The sequence below is a fragment of the Niallia sp. FSL W8-1348 genome (assembly GCF_038006745.1).
Lineage (GTDB): Bacteria > Bacillota > Bacilli > Bacillales > Cytobacillaceae > Niallia > Niallia alba.
In genome coordinates this window covers 3414348-3432414 of sequence record NZ_JBBOVV010000001.1, presented here as the reverse complement: position 1 = coordinate 3432414, position 18067 = coordinate 3414348, and the positions used below count along the sequence as shown (strand labels likewise).

Below are 18067 nucleotides of genomic sequence, written 5' to 3'. Positions count from 1 at the left end.
TGTCAACCCTTTTATTTTTATCTACTTTTCACAAGCAGATTTACAGCTTCTTTTACTAAATCTTCTGTGTTTTTTTCTCCACTTTCTTCTGCATTGCGCACACACTCTACTAAATTAGAACTAACCACAACACCAATTGTCCGATCAATAGCAGCACGTGTTGCAGATAGCTGAGTTATAACATCCTTACAGTCTTTGTTTTCTTCCATCATCCTTAAAATTCCTCTAAGTTGGCCTTCAATACGTTTTACTCTATTTTTCATTTGCTCATTGTACTCCATATGATTATCCTCCTTAACAAATAATTACTTTTTAACTTGTCTCCTATCGTTACCTATGTTCTCCCATTTCATACTCATCAAAAAGGATATATCCAACTATCTTGAAACCTTTTTGGCTTAATAAACGAATTCCTACATTCTTTTCCAAGCGATTCGAAGCTACTACAATCAGATCGCTTTTTGATATATCTGTGTAATGCCTATTTATATAAGAAACTGGAATGTTAATCGCACCTTGTATAGGGCTTTTATAAGAAACATTATAATCTCTTATATCTACAACATTCAACATACTTAATTCAATATCTTTTTTATTTATTTGTGGAACCCCAATTATTGGGATATTCCTTCTAAAGATAAAGTAACCAATAATGATAAAACTTAAAATAGCAATAGTCATATGAATCTTTCCTCCTAAATGAAAGAGGCAGGAATAACTGACAAAATCTATATTATACCCCAATAGGTATTTTGTCAACACTCCTTTTTGTTTTTATTACTTAATCACTGGACATCTTCTTACTCAAGAGCACAAGCATTTGAAAACCTTGATAATATCGAATAAGTATAATTGCTGTTATTACCTCCTATTATTTTAACTTTTGGATTTCAATCCATTGAGTTTTTTTAATTACTCATTTATAATACCAAGTATTACAATATGATTTTAAGGTTATTGTGGAGGTGCCATTATGAGTTTATTTAAAACTTTATTTAGCGAAAAGTGCCCTGAATGTAAGAAAACGTTAGTAACGGATAAAACAGCTTTTATGAATTCAATAGTAAAAAAGTCTTGTCCTGATAATCATTATCAAAAAGAATATCATCCAGCTCTTGAAACGTATGTTGAAAGCAATCATGTTTCTTAAAAAATATTAAAATGACAGGAATCATAAATTTTATGGGAACTAAGACTATATCCTCCAACAAAGAATGAGTATACAAAAACATTAGTTATTAATTATATTCCCTAATGCCGTACTGTTAACTTTGACAGATTATTTTACGAAAGATAAAAAGTATGACTCCAAGAGGCATGCTTTTAAAAGTATTTTTGATTAAACAGAAGTTAAATGCTTCCCTTTAATTTTTCTTCATTTTTTTCAATCCAAAATTTAATCACTTTTTCCTCTTGTTTTGTTTTTAAAAGGGTATGTCCGGCATTTTTTGACCATGCAGGCAGATCATTTAATGCACCTTTATCTGTCACATGGATTTCTAATATTTGACCGCTATCCAACTGCTCAATCGCCTTTTTTTAGTTTTACAATCGGCATTGGGCAAGATAAACCAGTAACATCAACAACAGCATTCACCTGTATTTCATCAATATGTTCTGTATCTGATTCCCCAATTTGATTTGTTTTCGTTTCAATCGTTTTGTTTATAACGCTTCTAAATACAGAGGAATACGTTTTAAAACCTCCATCAACATTTTTAACAATGTATCCACTATTCTTTAATATCCTGCTTGCCAGATATCCCCTTAATCCAACTTGACAACTGACATATATTGTTTGCTCTTTTGGAAGACTATCTAATCTGTTCCTTATTTCATCTAACGGAATATTCAAGGAACCTTTAATATATCCAAATTCCCTTTCCATTGGCTCGCGCACATCAATCAATAACCCTCCATCTTTAACAATCTCATCGATTTCATGCCACTGAACCATTTCTAATTCACCTTCAATTATGTTAGAAGCTACATAGCCAGCCATATTAACAGGATCTTTTGCTGAAGAATATGGAGGAGCATAAGATAATTCTAAATTGGTCAAATCATTCACCTTTAATCCACCTTTTATTGCTGTTGCGATTACGTCAATCCGTTTATCAACTCCATCTGCTCCTATAGCTTGTGCACCAAGTATTTTTCCAGTTTCTTTATCAAAGATTAATTTTAAAGCAATTGGTACTGCTTCTGGGTAATACCCTGCATGAGAACTTGGATGAATATGAACAACTTCATATGAAACTCCTAAGCGTTTCAGCGTCTTTTCATTATTGCCAGTTGCCGCAACCGTTAAATCAAATACTTTAGCAATGGAAGTTCCCAATGTGCCATGATACTTCTCCTTTTTCCCCATCATGTTATTTGCCGCAATTCTGCCTTGTCTGTTAGCCGGCCCTGCAAGTGGAATCATAGCTTTTTTCCCGCTAATATAATCTACCACCTCAACTGCATCCCCGACAGCATAAATATCTTCATTAGAAGTCTGAAGGTATTCATTTACAACAATTCCTCCACGCTCGCCTAATTCAAGTCCTGCTACTTTAGCTAATTCATTTTCCGATTTAACACCTATAGAAAGAATGGTCATATCGGTTTCTATTTCTGTTCCATCAGAGAGAATAACTTTCTTTCCCTTATTAGCAAATGCTTGGACCCCGTTTTCTAATATTAGATTCACACCTTTTTCTTTTATGTTTCCGTGTAAAATACTAGCCATTTCTAAATCAATTGGTGCCATAATTTGCTTTGTCATTTCAATAATCGTTACTTCTATTCCTCTTTCTAACAAGTTTTCAGCCATTTCAATTCCAATAAATCCTCCGCCAATTACAATCGCCTTTTTAGGATGATTGGTATCAATATATTTTTTTATTTTATCTGTATCTGGAATATTTCTTAATGTAAATAATACCTCATTTTCACTTAATCCTGGAATTGGTGGAATGATTGGTTTAGCCCCTGGTGATAATAATAACTTGTCATAGGATTCCTTATACTCTTTCCCAGATTGTAAATTCTTAATGGTAACTTTTTTATTTTTAGGATCAACGCATAATACTTCACTTAAATTCCGAATGTCCAAATTGAATCGATCTGACATCCCTTTAACAGTTTGGACTAATAATTTGCTTCTGTCTTTGATTGTTTCCCCAATATAATAAGGAAGTCCGCAATTAGCAAATGAAATATACTCTCCCCTTTCTACAAGAACAATTTCTACATCTTCACTTATTCTTCTTAATCTTGCTGCAGCTGTGGCTCCACCTGCAACTCCACCTACGATAATGAATTTCTGTGACATGTTATTCCCTCCAACTATTTATTATTTCATTCGCATCAATATTTTTAAATATACCCCATTAGGTTTATACCTATATGGGTATTATAGAATATAAATTCCTTTTGTGAAGATTATTTGGATTTCTTTCACAATATCTTCACATTTGAATCAATTTCATAATCCCTTATTTTAAAGAAACACAGTTTTGCAGAATTTCGCTTCATCGATTTGTAAAAATTATGCTGCTTGTTTTTGATTGTTCAAAGCTGTGTTCAGTCGATCAACAGTTAATTTTGAAGCATTATAAACTAAGGTCACTAGATCAAAGTGAACTTTAGCACGTTTTCCTGTCCGGTAGCCGGTGTTTGTCAAGATAGTTGTCGCATTTAACTTGTTTACTAGTGTAAGAACGTAAGGGTAACTACCGCGCTTTGCTTGGTGGCCTTCTCATCAAAGAACAGAATTCATTCTGTTCTTTGATGAGAAGGGAATGGGTAGTTCAAGCTCAGTCGCAGTGGGGCTATTTTGTTCCATCCTTTTCTATCTTGTCCTTTATTGGGTTTAAAGCCACTGAATCATGTGCACTCCAGTCTCTAGTTGAGCGCGTCCAACGTTCTGGATGCTTTTGTTTCGCTAGTTCATAAACTTCTTTGCGCTTTTTCAGTATCCCAATATGCGCACCTGTGTGGCATTGTTCTGGCGTCACAAAATTTATACCACTGTGTAAATGTATACAGTTATACCAATTCACAAATCTTAATGCCCATTCACGTGCAGCCTCAAGTGTTTCAAAGCCTCTGTACGGGAATTCAGGTCGATATTTCAGAGTCCGAAACATTGCTTCAGAATAGGGATTGTCATTACTTACTCTTGGTCTTGAATAAGAGCTTTGGATCCCTAATTTTTCAAGTAATACCTGAAATGTTGCGGCTTTCATGGGACTGCCATTATCGGAATGTAAAACGAGTGGTTTACCTTGGATTTTTTCACTAATAATCGTCTTCTTCATTAAATCTTCAGCGTGTTTTGCCTCCTCTGACTCCCAAATCTCCCAACCTACGATTTTTCTACTAAAAATATCGATAATTAAGTAGAGTCGATAAAACAAGCCTTTCACCGGCCCTTTTAACCACGTTATATCCCATGTCCATACCTGGTTTGGGGCTACTGCTAAATGACTTTCTGGTAATCTACCCTCGGGCTTTTTGCTTCTTCCCCGATGATTTTGCATTTTATGCTCACGAAGAACTCTATAAAAGCTAGATTCGGAGGCGATATAAATGCATTGATCTGCTAATTTTGGCACGATTTGAGTAGGCGGTAGGTCTACAAATTCCTCTTTTTTAACAACCTCCAGTATCTCTTGTTTTTCCTCTATCGTTAATTTATTTTTTGGCTCTGGACGTAACGCAATAGGGCGTTGATCCTCCTTGATTCCACCTTCTGAAATCCAGCGTTCATAGGTGCGAACGCTAATGTTCAATTCTTTACACGCCGGGGCTAATCGCGCACCATTTTGGTTTGCTTCTTGGATGAGTTCTACTGCTAGTGCGCGATCTGACGGGCTGATCATTCGTCCTCTTGGTCCCCCCAGATCGCTTGGGCCTTTTTTCTTAATAGTAATAAGGCTGCAGCTTCTGCCAATGCTTTTTCTTTTTTACGCAAATCTTTCTCTAATGCCTTTCCTCGCTTTTTCTCCTCTTTTAATTCTTGATTTAACTGCTTTGTTTGACTAGATTCTCGCCCATTTGCATTAAGGCATGAATCTCGCCATGCGTCAATCTGTTCTTTATAAAGTCCCTTTTTTCGACAATACTCCGCTAGCTCCGCACCATTCATTGAGTATGTTTCCATAACTATGAGAAACTTATCTTCACTGCTCCAGTGTTCAGAACTTTGTCCATCTCCGGGTGTGGGGTTTCCAGATGATCTAGCCTCTTTTCTCCACTTGTAAAGCGTGGGTTCAGTAATGCCCAACTCTTCACTTAATTGGCCAACCGATTCATTAGTGGGGGGCATCATTCTCTTAATAATTGATGCTTTCTCTTCCTTTGTATAACGTTTACCATTATTACTTTTCATGTCGATCAACCTCCGTGTATGATTTAAACTATACACTAAAGTTCCCTACGACATCTATCCTAACAGAGGGGGTAGCGAACATTGTCTAATTGAAAGTATAATTTTAGATACGCATTCACTCTTTCCACGGCAGTTCGGCGTTTAAAGATGGTTTTCCAAGCTTTTGAACCACGAGCTGGTGCTGTATATTTCCGTAGATCTGTAGTGATTTTCACTTTATATATCTTTTGACAACTATCTTCATCGGCGAGCGGACAGTTTTTACATTCCTTTGGACGTGTATATTTAAGTGTTTCATACTTGATATCAAAACTATCATATCGGTACGAATGTTCTCGGAAACAAGTAGGTGCGAAATGTATATCAAACCCTATTGGCTCAGGCTCGTTACGCTTGTTATAAGCAATAACCGATTGGTGATCCATTCGATGAATTTGTTCATATATTGGTTCATAATCATAACCTGCATCCATTGTTTGATAACGTAGCGTTGGAAGTTGAAAGCGTTTAAAAAATTTAAACTCAGTGTGCGGAACTAAAAAGAACCTGATCTTATTACATGGAATCAAGTCTTGAATCACCCATACAGAGTTTCAAGGATTAAGGAGACTTTATAACTTAACTACTTCAACTTTAAGTTTTATATTCTTTTATTAATACAGCCAATGAAACCGTCTCACTATCTTGTGCAAGTTTCTTGATTTCTTCATTATTTACTAAATTAGCTAAAGCTGTTGGCCTAGACATGCCAATTTTAGTTTTTCCCCGGTCAGTATAACCAATCATTTTACATGATAGGAAATTCCAATTAACAAATTCTCCTTTAACACCCTATGTGCTTTATGTAGGTTACAAACCTCTAAAACTTTATAGTAAGATTCAAACTCTCGTCCTTACTCCTGTAATTTTTCTTTAATATCAATCATCCATAAAACACCAAACACTTTATCAATATATTGATAAATTACTTGAAATTATGCTGTACATTACTTCATCCTTGTATGGATAAGAAACATGAAATCATTCTCTCTCTTCTTATTTTTCAGAAAAAAAACTATAAAAAAACCTCTACGTCATCTATGAGCAGAGGTTTTCTGTTTTTTATATAATTTATTTTCCTTTAGATATTTAGTTATTTGTATTTTCTTTAAATCAGTAAAGAACATTTTTGCAAATCTAGAACTTTTTTTTAATGCAACTAACTCAATTATATTCGAATTGTTATGACAAATCATTCCGGGTAATTATGAAAACCACACATTTTTACACCGCTTCATTCCCATGAACTTTCTCATCCGGAATCAGCAGTAAGCCTAATTCATGATGATCTCCTTCAAATAAAGCCCTTTGCACAAAACGAATTTCACCATCATTATCAAAGACCTCAAGCTTACAATGGGCTGAATTTTTCTGTAAAGCTATATATAATTGATTTTTATCTTGGACTGGGATGCTATTTACTTTAGAAATCATCTCTCCAATTCTCAACCCCATTTTGTCTGCAGGAGAATCTGGAACAATTCCTAATATTACTACCCCATTGTTTTTTCTAGAAAAATAGAAGGACTGATTTTTTTCTTTATTTCTCTGCTTAATTGTAATCCATTCACGACCTATAATTGCTACTAGCACTAAACCAATAGAAGCAAGTGGAAAGAAATAAGATGCAGCTCCTCCTACTATTACAATAGAACCAAGAATAATAATATTTCGTCCTACATTTCTTAGTGCCCAAAATGGGTGTTCTCCTTGAACTTGCATTTTGGATCCGATCAAGAAAGGAACTAGGATGAGAGAGTATGTTTGGTTTCCAACAGTAAGCATTGGCCACCATTCCAATGGAATTGATAAGATCCCAGAAGGAACAAATAAAAACACTGGCAATATCCATGCTCTTTCTAAAAGATGCACGCCGATAACTTGACCTCGTTTACTCTTCCTTAATCTCGGTGAAGTTCCTTTAACACCATTTCCACGAACAAATATTCCCTCGGAAATAATCAAGAAGCCTAATAAAATGATAGCTGTTGGAAAAATATATTCAGAGGACTGAAGATTACTTTGAGAAAACAAGAAATAATCCCATCCAAGGAAAATCGAAACACTACTTACTATTATTCCTAATCCAGCTGTGTATACAGGTGATAATATTCTTGTTTTCCCAATGAGCGCTAATACAACCGTAAAGATCCCTGTATAAATTATAAATTCCATAGGAACTACTAAGACAAGGCCGATAGAAAGAATGGATATACACAATCCTACGATCAGCCCGAGTGGTACCATTTGCTTTAATTCAAAATAAGCATTCTGTGCTCTTACCGTAAAATTTCTTCTTTCTTTTTTTACTCTATTAACCCCTAAAAAAGCGGCAAATAAAAACGATAAATAAAAAACAGGATGCAAAAATAATTTACCAAATCCTTTTAAAAGTTCGAGCAACCAATCTTGCCACATAAAAACTTCCCCCATCCTTACAATAAGCTTCCAATCTATTCATTCCTCTAAGTAAAGGAATTTAATCTTTTTATATTATAAATCTATTATATTCTACTAATATGGTAATAGAAAGACTATGGGCAGAATTATTCTCTCTTTGTTATCTTTTTCTTGTTTGTTTACTAGATTAAATGGAAAAAGAACAATTGATAAAGTGAACCTTCAATCAGTGGGGCTTACTTTCCTTTAATGAAGGATAAGCACCTATGTAATTTATTCTCAACAAAAAAGCCAATAACCTTAAAAGATTATTGACCTCTCTTTCCTGTTAATTCGTTTTAGCAATTGAAGCTTTTACTTTCACAACTACATTTTCTACGGTAAATCCATACTCTTGGAAGAGTTTATCTGCTGGTGCTGATGCACCAAAATGATCAATGGTAATGTGTTCTCCTTTTGCGCCGATATATTCTCTCCAACCTAATGATGCACCAGCTTCAATCGCAACACGAGCCTGAATACTTTCTGGCAAGACGCTTTCTTTGTATGTTTCCGTCTGTTCTGCAAAACGATCCCAGCTTGGCATACTTACCACATTTACTGAAATTCCTTCTTCTGCTAACGCTGCTTGTGCTTTAATAGCAAGAGACACTTCTGAACCAGTTGCTAAGATTAATGCTTGTGCTTCTTCTTTTGCAGCGGAAACGGTATACGCTCCTTTTTTTACCCCTTCATATGCTTCTGCTTTCGTTAACGATAATGTTGGCAAGTTTTGTCGTGTTAATACTAACGCTGTCGGTGTATTTGTACTTTCTAATGCAAGTTGCCATGCTGCTGCTGTTTCTTTGGCATCTGCCGGACGAATAATCGATAGTCCCGGCATAGCGCGAAGTGAAGCTAATTGTTCAATTGGCTCATGAGTTGGACCATCTTCTCCAACAGCAATACTATCATGTGTAAATACATATGTTACCGGCAATTTCATTAATGCTGCTAGACGCATGGCTGGACGTAAATAATCAGAGAATACGAAGAAAGTTGCTCCAAATACTTTCACTCCACCATGCAATGCTAATCCGTTTAAAGCTGCTCCCATTGCAAATTCACGCACACCAAACCAAATATTTCTGCCAGCATAGCCATCAATCGCAAAGTTTTTCTCAGCAGTCATTAATGTTTTATTCGAACCAGCAAGGTCTGCAGATCCACCAAATAAGAATGGGATTTCTTTCGCAGCTGCTTGAATTGTTTTTCCAGAAGAGTCTCTTGTAGCGATAGAATCTCCAGCATTAAATTCAGGTAGCTTTTCTTGTAAATCAACTGGTAGCTCTCCTTTAATCGCACCTTCTAATTGGGTTGCTAATTCTGGATATGCCGTTTTATATCCTTCATATAACTCATTCCAAGCTTGTTCTTTTTCTTCGCCTTCTTTAGCCAATGCCGCATAATGCTTCGAAACTTCTGTTGGAATATGGAATGCTTCTTCATATTGCCAACCATATGTTTGCTTTGCCAACGCTGTTTCAGAAGCTCCTAACGGCGCACCGTGTGAGGCAGATTTTCCACCTTTATTTGGTGAACCATAACCAATAACAGTTTTGACTTCGATTAATGTAGGAATGTCTGATTGTTTTGCTTTTGTGATGGCTTTATGAATTTCCTCTACATTATTTCCATCTTCCACTCGAATTACTTCCCAACCATAAGCTTCAAAACGTTTTTGAACACTTTCAGAGAATGATAAATGCAAATCACCATCTAGGGAAATATCATTGGAATCATATAATACTACTAATCTACCTAACTTTAAGTGACCTGCAAGTGATGCAGCTTCAGCAGATACTCCCTCCATTAAATCACCGTCCCCGCAAATGCTATACGTATAGTGATCTACTACTGGGAAATTGTCTTTATTATATACTTCTGCCAAATGCCTTTCCGCCATTGCCATCCCAACTGCCATCGCAATACCTTGTCCTAACGGACCAGTTGTTGCTTCAACACCTGGTGTATGTCCAAATTCTGGATGACCTGGGGTTTTGCTTTCCCATTGACGGAAGTTCTTTAAGTCATCAATAGTAACGCCATAATTAAATAGATGTAACAAGCTATAAAGAAGCATAGAACCATGTCCTGCTGATAAAACAAAACGGTCACGGTTGAACCAATTAGGATTAGCTGGATTATGATTCATCTCTTTTGCCCATAATGCATAAGCCATTGGAGCTGCCCCCATTGGCATTCCTGGGTGACCAGAATTTGATTTTTCAATGGCATCAATCGATAAAGTACGAATCGTATTAACTGCTAGTTTTTCTACATTTGTCACAACTGTGTTACTCATATTATCATTCCTTCATATTTTTTATTTTGGTAAAGAACGCCATCTTTTTTCACCGTTATTTCTCCTGTAGGATGATGATTGTTTAACCACAATACAATCGTTTCTGCTATTTCATTTGCTAATATTCGGTCAATCGTTGTTGGATTTGTTCCCATACAAAGTGCTTCATCAATTTCTGTGTATTTCCAATCCACATTCAAATAATTAATTAAATGCTCTTTCACTCTTTCTCTGTTTGTATGACTGTATACTAATACGGAGGAGGTATGAAGATGGTTAAAACTACCATCAATTTTATTGGATAAAAGCTCCCCTTCTTCTCGTTCAAATGGATTTGCTATAAAATGTCCATCTACTGCCATCGAGATATCTTCAAGCATATTAATCGATGGTGATGGTGATCCTTTAATTGAAAAGCCAAATAATCTTGGTTTCTCATATTTTAAGGAGTGAATCGTGTCTTTCACTTTTAGAATCATTTGCGTAATACTATTAATAGCCGTGTCATAGCCTAAAGACCAATCAGAACCTTCGATATCGTTATATATAGAAACAGGAACATATAACGAATGGATTTTTCCGCTTCTTACTAACGATTTCTGCCATTGTTCTTTTGCCTGAGCATCACCAATAAAAATGATACTATCCATTGGGGCACAAATTTCTTCCCACCTCACGTTAACTGATAATGTTGAAGGCTTCAGCACTGACTCACTAAGATAGGGAGAATCATTATTTACAATAAATTCAAGATAGTCTGCTGCTCCTGTTTCTTTCTTTACTTCAATCCCAAACAATTGATGGCATGGAGCCAATTCATTAAACATTTTGTGAATAATTTGTTTAACTCCTGCAGGTAGTACCCCCGCAATAATGATGCCTACTTTCACAAAGATGCCCCCTGTTTATCCTTATTTATCAAGCCTCATAGATTTCTATTCCATTAGCTGTTTAACATCCTTTTATCTTTGTAATTATCTTTTTCTATGGCTTTTTCGTAAAGTTTGTTGCTATCGCCCGCAGCCGGAATACACTTCGCTTTCCGTGGGGCTTGCGCTGAGCCGCTACGCTCCTGCTTTCTTCTCAGACTGTCTCGATAATCCCACTGGAGTCTATATGTATTCCGGCTACTCTATTTTTCCAACTAATTCATTTTTCCTTTTGAAAAAACAACAATCTTATAGAAAACTGCCTTTTCTATCAACAAAGATGTTTCTCTAATTCGCCAATAGCTCCAACTCTTTTTTCATGTCTGCCACCTAAAAATTCCGCTTGGAGCCATGTTTCTACTATTAATACTGCTAATCCTTCTCCTGTAACTCTCTCTCCTAAACAAAGGACATTACTATTATTATGTTCTCTTGTAGCCTTTGCTGAGAATACATCACCGACTACAGCGGCACGGATTCCCTTTATTTTATTTGCTGCAATACTCATTCCAATACCAGTCCCACAACAAAGAATTCCTAATTCATTTTTACCTGCTGCAATGGATTCTCCTACTTTTCTTGCGTAGTCTGGAAAATCAACGCTTTCTCTACTATGACAGCCAAAATCCTCCACTTCTATTTCTTGCTCCAATAAATATTTTTTTACTGCTTCTTTTAATGAAAATCCACCATGATCACATGCAATGGCTAACTTCATGCTCCTCATCCTTTCTATTAATCAACTCTATTAGCTAGATAAGCTATTCACCTAATAAAAACCTAGCAATAGAGGATTTCATGAAACAATTAACTTCCATTACATTCCATTATTCTTCTTGACATGTTCATTTTATCACATGAAATACAGCTTATTGTATACGTTTTCATCTTCAATATTGTCTACCCTTTTGTAAACTATAGTGATTTGGTATTTCCATTTATCCAAGTAAACAAATAAAAATACTCCACTTTAACGATGTAAGAGGAGTATTTTTTATCTTATTGCAGTGCTTATGATTCAATTAAAACTTTTATTTCGTCACCAGCCATTACTTTTTCAAAACCATTGCGCCATTCTTCAAGTGATACGACTTTTGTAATCATTTTATCGGTATCAATTTTTCCATCCTCAAGTAATTTCAAAGCAATATCCCAAGAGCTAGGTTTTTGAGAACGACATCCGATATAGTTAATTTCTCGTTGAATGATAGATTCTTGATCAATCTCATTTGTTTTATTCGCAAATAGTCCTACTTGGACGAAAGTACCTTTTTTCTTCGTTAATGCAAGACCTTGGTTTACGGCTGGAACAGCACCAGAGCAATCAAACACTTTATCCGCGCCATAACCATTGGTATGTTGATTAACAATTTCGCTCAAATCTTCTTGTAAAAGATCAACCACAACATCTATGCCCAACTCTTTTGCAAGATCTAATCTTTTTCTATCTTTTGTGATTCCAGCCAAAATAACGAAGGCACCTTGTGCTTTTACTACTTGGCTTAATAACAATCCAATTGGACCAGGACCGAATACTAATACAGTATCGTTTTCTTCAATTGTTGTTTTTTCTAATGCTGCATGGACACAACAAGCTAATGGCTCTGTCAGTGCTGCTGCTTCTAGGCTAACATTCTCATTTAATACATGTACACTTTCTTCTCTAGCAATCACATACTCTGCCATACTACCATTTACTTGTGTACCAAGACCTGTTCGGTTTGGACATAGGTTATAGTCTTTTTCTTGGCAATAAATGCATTCTCCACAAGTTGTAAAGGTTGTTTCACTTGTTACTCGGTCACCGACTTTTACTGTGGAGACATCTTTACCAACTTCTACTACTACACCAGAAAATTCATGACCCAATACTACAGGAGTATTTTTGCTATTGTATTCACCTTTAAAAGTATGGATATCCGAACCACAAATACCTGTATAAGCAACTTTTATTTTTACTTTATCATCATAAGCAGAGGGCTCATCAATATCGACTAGCTCCATTTCATCATAGCCAGATTTTAATTTTGTTACAGCTTTCATTGCATAAATCCTCCTCGTTATTTTTAATGGCTATTTCCGTAAAGTTTGTTGCTGTTGAAAACAACATTCTTTAGAAAATAGCCTTTTTAATCAATTAAATATGGATTAAATTACACCTTGGAAAAGTTGAGAAACCTTTAAAACTAACCAGTTCAGCAAGTTTCCTCCAGTGTCTAAATTGGATACTTGAGTAGCTCCGCCCGGCATTTCAAATGATCCACCTGCAAGCATTTGAGTAAATACTGGTGCAAAATCTGTTGCCATATATAGAGAAAGCGCTATCATAATTGTACCCACAATAACGGAGTGGATGATATTTCCTTTTCTAGAACCAACAATGAATGCTACTAAAAATGGAATGGTTGCTAAGTCTCCAAAAGGTAGCACTTGGTTACCTGGAAGAACTACTGCTAAGAACAATGTAATTGGTACTAAAATAAGTGCAGTTGCCATAACTGCTGGATGTCCTACAGCTAATGCTGCATCTAGACCAATATATAATTCTCTGCCAGCATAACGTTTTCTTAAATACTCACGTGCAGCTTCAGAAATTGGTAATAAACCTTCCATTAAGATCTTAACCATACGCGGTAACAATAGCATAACGGCACCCATTGAAATACCAACTTGGAATACGTCGCCTACGTTGTAACCAGCTAAAATACCAATGACAATTCCTAAGATAAAGCCCATCATCATAGGCTCTCCGAAAATACCCATTCTTTTTTGAATAACATCCGGATCTGCTTTTATCTTTTGAAGTCCTGGGATTTTTTCAATCAATAAACCTATTAAAATACCAAGTGGTGCAAATGATGCTGTTGAAGCTGTTGGAAATGTAATACCTGGTAAACCGTAAAATTTTTCAACCATTGGCTGTGTTTTATCTGCAATAATTAATACAATTACTTCATAAACTACCGCACAAAGGATTGCAAATATCCAGCTATTTGTTAAAATATAACCAGTTGCACCAGCGGCGATAAAATGCCAGTAATTCCAAATATCTACATTTAATGTTTTTGTTAATTTTAAGAAAATCATTAATAAGTTTACGCCCAAACAAATCGGTAAAAGAATTGCTGCAACTGGTGATGCCCAAGCACCTGCTGCCGCCGCTGGCCAACCAGCATCAATTACGTGTAAATTCAAGCCAAATCTTTCAACCATTGCTTGTGCAGCTGGCCCTAAGCTGCCTGTTAGAACTCCAATAACTAAGTTAATGCCGACAAAACCAATTCCAATTGTTAAACCTGAACGAAATGCCTTTTTGAATCCTGTACGAAAAATAAGTCCAATAATAAGTATGGCAATTGGCAAGATAACGGTTGGTCCTAAACTTAGGACGTACTGTACTCCATCTAAAAGTTGACCCATTTTGAATCTCCTCTCATCATATGTTATTTATATTTGTGTATCCTATACACCACTTTTGGAAAGGGATTGTAGTAGGCAGGTTTCCCCGCCTCTACTTTTTGGCAAGATGTTCTTCTAGGATGTAACCCTTTTTAAGAAATTACTTTTTAAAATGACCAAGAATTTGCTGATCAATTTGCTCCATACCGATTCCACTAATATAACCAGTTGCTACAATAGCAGGAATATCATATTGTTTTGGAAGGATTGTTGTTGATACAATTAAATCTGCATCTGCTTGAAGTGAAGAAACCTCTGCTATTTTACATTGAACTACTTCAGCGTTTAAGTTATTATCTTTCACCAAATTTTCTACACGGTTACATACTACTGTTGATGTTGCAATACCAGCTCCACAAGCTACAAGAATTTTACCTTTTTTCATTTTAATAATCTCCCTTCAATTTTCGTAATATCTATATAGAAGCAATTCATTTTTTTGCTATCTAACCTTTTATGCATTTCATTATTTTTTTAAATAACTTAAAATTTCTTTGTCTAATTCTTCCATTCCTATCCCACTAATATAAGCGGTTGCACTAAGAGCCGGAATCGAATATTTTGTTGGTAATATTGTGCTCGAAACGATTAAATCTGCATTAGACTGTAAACTAGCAACTTCTGCTATTTTGCATTGAACAAGCTCCACCTTTAGATTTTCTCGTTCAACTAATTCTTCTAAATGATCAAGAACAACAGTCGATGTAGCAATCCCTGCGCCACAAGCAACCAGTATTGTTTGCCTGTTCAATTTACTCACCACCCTTTCAGGAAACGTTAATACTTTGAAATAATGCTGTTATATCTGATTTATCCTTCGCATGAATAAGCTTTTCTAAATGATCTTCTACTTGGATTACCTGCATTAATTCTTGTAGAACTTCAATTTGACTATGTGGCTGATTCAGGCCAAGCATCAATACCGCCTGAACTTCCGTTGTTTTTGTGTTATCTTCCATTAAATGAAAGGATACGGGTTTTTCTAAAACTGAAACAGCGATAAATTGCTCCACTACATGCTCCGGATCAGTATGAGGGATAGCGATACTATACTCATTGACACTTAGTCCTGTTGGGAAGATCGATTCTCTCTCCTTAATTTTTGGTAGGAATGTTTCTTTTACAAAACCCTGCTCATATGCCTTTTCAAACATTGCATTAAAAAGCTGATCTTGATTTTCCACCTTTAATCCGACGTTCACTAAGCTTTCTTTAATAAATGAAGCAACTGCCATTTTAAACTCCTCCACTTTCACTTAACTTTAAGAATATTTTTTGATAATTTCATATAATTGCTCTGGATTTTTGCTGATCTTTAGATTACTGATTTCTTCGCCATTTTTTGATATGCTCATAAGCTGTCTTAGCGCGTAAAGATGTTTATGCTTATCTGTAGATGCAAGCACTACGATAAAATGGACTCTAACCTTCTCATTAAATGGGATACCATCTTCTATTTTTAATAAGCTCATGCCGACTCTATTTACGCCAGCTTCAGGATCAGCATGAGGAATGGCAATCACATTTCTTAATACGATATGTTGAACCATTGCTGGATACTGTTTCAACATTTCTTCTACATAATTTTCTGTGATGCTTCCATTTTTCAATAGCTGACCAGCTGCTATTTGTATTCCTTGCTGCCAGTCTTCTACGCTTTGTACCACTGTAATCATTTCAGGAGTTAGTAAAGATGCGAGCGATAAATCCGTTTTTGTCATTGGCTCCTGAGTTTCACTGGTTGTCGTAATAGTAAAATGTTCTTGCAACGCATCTCTCAAAGATTCTTTATCCTTTATAGACGCATATTTCGCGATTTTCCCCATTAATTGCTCAATATTTATTACACTTGTATTTAAGTCAAATATTTCTCTAAGTACCCTCTGTCTAAGTTGAACTTTTTCAAAGTCTGATAGTATCCGATTGATAACAAATTGCTTTGTATCCGTTTGTAATGGTACTGGTGAAAAAATAATATCAACTTGATAATTGAGTTGGTGAAACTCCCGAATCGATAAAGCTTGATGAAAATAAAATTCAGGAAATAATTCACGTAGGGTGCTTTCCATTAGACGCGAGATAGATACACCGTTAGGACAAACAACAACTGCTTTCTTCTTCTTCTGAATGGTTTCTCCTGAGCTAATTAAATGTCCTCCAACAAAAATAGTGATGAACATTAATTCACTTTCTGGTATTGGACATCCTATATATTCTTCTACTGGAGCAATCGAATCCTTTACAATAAAATGAATCGTTTCGAATTCTTCGCTTACTTTTTCCATCATTGTGTAATTCGTCGATAGATTGTATTTCATTCGGTAATAAGCAGGCTTCATATGAAGTACTAACCTTTCAAGTAATGCCGCTTTATCCTTAAATGCAATACATGCTTTGTACTCAAAAGTATGAAGAAATGTTTCCAAAGCTTTCGTTAACTCCGGGATTTGGTGATCAGCTAAGAATTGTGCTGATAATATCTTGGATGTTAACAGCTGCAAGGTCATAAACAGATGTTCTTCTTTCGGAATATGTTTAATATCTTTAATCAAAATCTCAGCTGCAATAAATTCTTTCGTATCAGATAAGGAACGATAATCAATATGGTAAAAATCCTGGATTACTTTTCCTTTTTGTATACGCTTTAATATTACAGCTAAAATATATGGCAATAAGTTAATTCGTTCATCAATGAATTGGAGATTTAAACTACATTCGACTTCTGCTAGTCTTTCTTTTATCGTAATCAAATTATCTTTAGGTACATTGATAAACTTTTGAATATATATTTCGCCATTATATATAGATAAGATATTTTCTAGTACTTCCACTAATAGTTTACGAACATTCCATTCCTTCCCTTTTAACTCATAACCTTTCATTCTTGAATAACTAACCTCAAGTTCATAAGGCTCAATCATTTGCTGAACTGTTTTCATATCCCGAAGAATCGTATTTTTACTTACCCCTAAGGCACTAGTAAAATGAAGTAAGGACAGCTCATCATCGCTACTGATAATATACAATAGAATAAATTGAGCTCTTTCTGTTTCAGATGGGATATAATGCTTATCCGCTTGTTCATCTGTCTTTTCAGCGAATAACTCCATAATGACTGGACTAATAATGAACTTTCCGCCATTTGTTCTTTTAATAGCAGGATAATTATTCGATTCTAGCCAATCATTGATCTTCTGAAAACTGTAACTAACTTGTCTTCTTGATAGGTGAAATTTTTTCTCTAGCTTTATGTTGGAAGTATCAGGATTGCTTAATACTTCCTTTAATAAAATATTACTTCTTTCGTCAAGATACATTATCTATCACCTCTTAACTTGATTTCATTGTAGCATGGATGAAAAAGATATTGTATCCGTTTTCATTTCCATAACTAGTTTGTGAATTGTGTCACTAAGTGATTAACTTGCACAAACAGCTTTCCCTTCTCTATTTTTTTTGCTGAAGGAATTGTTGCCAAATTTGATAAAACTATGTATAAATCTCTATAAGCATATT

The 18067-nt window shown here is 35.4% G+C and carries 13 protein-coding genes and 3 pseudogenes; 1 reads left to right on the top strand and 15 read right to left on the bottom strand.

The annotated features are described in order from the left end of the window. Positions 1 to 17 precede the first annotated feature (17 nt). Both NST60_RS16165 and NST60_RS16160 read right to left on the bottom strand, forming a co-directional pair. Positions 18 to 281, bottom strand: coding sequence for a metal-sensitive transcriptional regulator (locus NST60_RS16165; RefSeq protein WP_016203418.1), 264 nt, complete (start codon positions 279 to 281; stop codon positions 18 to 20). Between the two features lie 49 nt (positions 282 to 330). Next, complete coding sequence (locus tag NST60_RS16160; RefSeq protein WP_016203419.1) at positions 331 to 681, bottom strand: hypothetical protein; 351 nt, start codon at positions 679 to 681, stop codon at positions 331 to 333. A 292-nt stretch (positions 682 to 973) separates the two neighbouring features. Here NST60_RS16160 and NST60_RS16155 point away from each other — a divergent pair, with 292 nt between their 5' ends. Beyond that, positions 974 to 1150, top strand: coding sequence for a hypothetical protein (locus NST60_RS16155; protein WP_016203420.1), 177 nt, complete (start codon positions 974 to 976; stop codon positions 1148 to 1150). A 200-nt stretch (positions 1151 to 1350) separates the two neighbouring features. Here NST60_RS16155 and NST60_RS16150 read toward each other — a convergent pair. From NST60_RS16150 to NST60_RS16090, 13 genes and pseudogenes are all read right to left on the bottom strand, one after another. Next, positions 1351 to 3319, bottom strand: a pseudogene (locus tag NST60_RS16150) (FAD-dependent oxidoreductase). Positions 3320 to 3818: 499 nt separating this feature from the next. Then, positions 3819 to 5380: pseudogene (locus NST60_RS16145) on the bottom strand (IS3 family transposase). 71 nt (positions 5381 to 5451) lie between these two features. Further along, a pseudogene (locus NST60_RS16140) lies at positions 5452 to 5889 on the bottom strand (IS5/IS1182 family transposase); the annotation flags it as partial. 754 nt (positions 5890 to 6643) lie between these two features. Further along, positions 6644 to 7837, bottom strand: a complete 1194-nt coding sequence (locus NST60_RS16135) for a PDZ domain-containing protein (protein WP_169189110.1) — start codon at positions 7835 to 7837, stop codon at positions 6644 to 6646. 310 nt (positions 7838 to 8147) lie between these two features. After that, entirely contained in the window at positions 8148 to 10163 is a 2016-nt protein-coding gene (gene tkt, locus NST60_RS16130; RefSeq protein WP_101729311.1) for a transketolase, read from the bottom strand. Then, positions 10160 to 11053, bottom strand: a complete 894-nt coding sequence (locus NST60_RS16125; protein WP_341099442.1) for a 6-phosphofructokinase — start codon at positions 11051 to 11053, stop codon at positions 10160 to 10162. The genes tkt and NST60_RS16125 overlap by 4 nt, the downstream gene beginning before the upstream one ends. Positions 11054 to 11363: 310 nt before the next feature. After that, complete coding sequence (gene rpiB, locus NST60_RS16120) at positions 11364 to 11810, bottom strand: ribose 5-phosphate isomerase B (RefSeq protein ID WP_341099440.1); 447 nt, start codon at positions 11808 to 11810, stop codon at positions 11364 to 11366. A 293-nt stretch (positions 11811 to 12103) separates the two neighbouring features. After that, entirely contained in the window at positions 12104 to 13135 is a 1032-nt protein-coding gene (locus NST60_RS16115; RefSeq protein ID WP_101729314.1) for a zinc-binding dehydrogenase, read from the bottom strand. 105 nt (positions 13136 to 13240) lie between these two features. After that, positions 13241 to 14512, bottom strand: a complete 1272-nt coding sequence (locus NST60_RS16110) for a PTS galactitol transporter subunit IIC (RefSeq protein WP_016203428.1) — start codon at positions 14510 to 14512, stop codon at positions 13241 to 13243. Positions 14513 to 14651: 139 nt separating this feature from the next. Then, a complete protein-coding gene (locus NST60_RS16105) occupies positions 14652 to 14936 on the bottom strand; it encodes a PTS sugar transporter subunit IIB (RefSeq protein ID WP_016203429.1) in 285 nt (94 codons plus the stop codon). An 81-nt stretch (positions 14937 to 15017) separates the two neighbouring features. After that, positions 15018 to 15302, bottom strand: a complete 285-nt coding sequence (locus NST60_RS16100; protein WP_016203430.1) for a PTS sugar transporter subunit IIB — start codon at positions 15300 to 15302, stop codon at positions 15018 to 15020. Between the two features lie 16 nt (positions 15303 to 15318). Continuing rightward, complete coding sequence (locus NST60_RS16095) at positions 15319 to 15786, bottom strand: PTS sugar transporter subunit IIA (protein WP_016203431.1); 468 nt, start codon at positions 15784 to 15786, stop codon at positions 15319 to 15321. Between the two features lie 27 nt (positions 15787 to 15813). Then, positions 15814 to 17868, bottom strand: a complete 2055-nt coding sequence (locus NST60_RS16090; RefSeq protein ID WP_341099438.1) for a BglG family transcription antiterminator — start codon at positions 17866 to 17868, stop codon at positions 15814 to 15816. Between the last annotated feature and the right edge of the window lie 199 nt (positions 17869 to 18067).

Bases quoted from the DNA above. Each gene is read 5' to 3' on its own strand.
- NST60_RS16165 (WP_016203418.1), bottom strand. From the start codon at position 281: ATGGAGTACAATGAGCAAATGAAAAATAGAGTAAAACGTATTGAAGGC.
- NST60_RS16160 (WP_016203419.1), bottom strand. From the start codon at position 681: ATGACTATTGCTATTTTAAGTTTTATCATTATTGGTTACTTTATCTTT.
- NST60_RS16155 (WP_016203420.1), top strand. From the start codon at position 974: ATGAGTTTATTTAAAACTTTATTTAGCGAAAAGTGCCCTGAATGTAAG.
- NST60_RS16135 (WP_169189110.1), bottom strand. From the start codon at position 7,837: ATGTGGCAAGATTGGTTGCTCGAACTTTTAAAAGGATTTGGTAAATTA.
- tkt (WP_101729311.1), bottom strand. From the start codon at position 10,163: ATGAGTAACACAGTTGTGACAAATGTAGAAAAACTAGCAGTTAATACG.
- rpiB (WP_341099440.1), bottom strand. From the start codon at position 11,810: ATGAAGTTAGCCATTGCATGTGATCATGGTGGATTTTCATTAAAAGAA.
- NST60_RS16115 (WP_101729314.1), bottom strand. From the start codon at position 13,135: ATGAAAGCTGTAACAAAATTAAAATCTGGCTATGATGAAATGGAGCTA.
- NST60_RS16110 (WP_016203428.1), bottom strand. From the start codon at position 14,512: ATGGGTCAACTTTTAGATGGAGTACAGTACGTCCTAAGTTTAGGACCA.
- NST60_RS16105 (WP_016203429.1), bottom strand. From the start codon at position 14,936: ATGAAAAAAGGTAAAATTCTTGTAGCTTGTGGAGCTGGTATTGCAACA.
- NST60_RS16095 (WP_016203431.1), bottom strand. From the start codon at position 15,786: ATGGCAGTTGCTTCATTTATTAAAGAAAGCTTAGTGAACGTCGGATTA.
- NST60_RS16090 (WP_341099438.1), bottom strand. From the start codon at position 17,868: ATGTATCTTGACGAAAGAAGTAATATTTTATTAAAGGAAGTATTAAGC.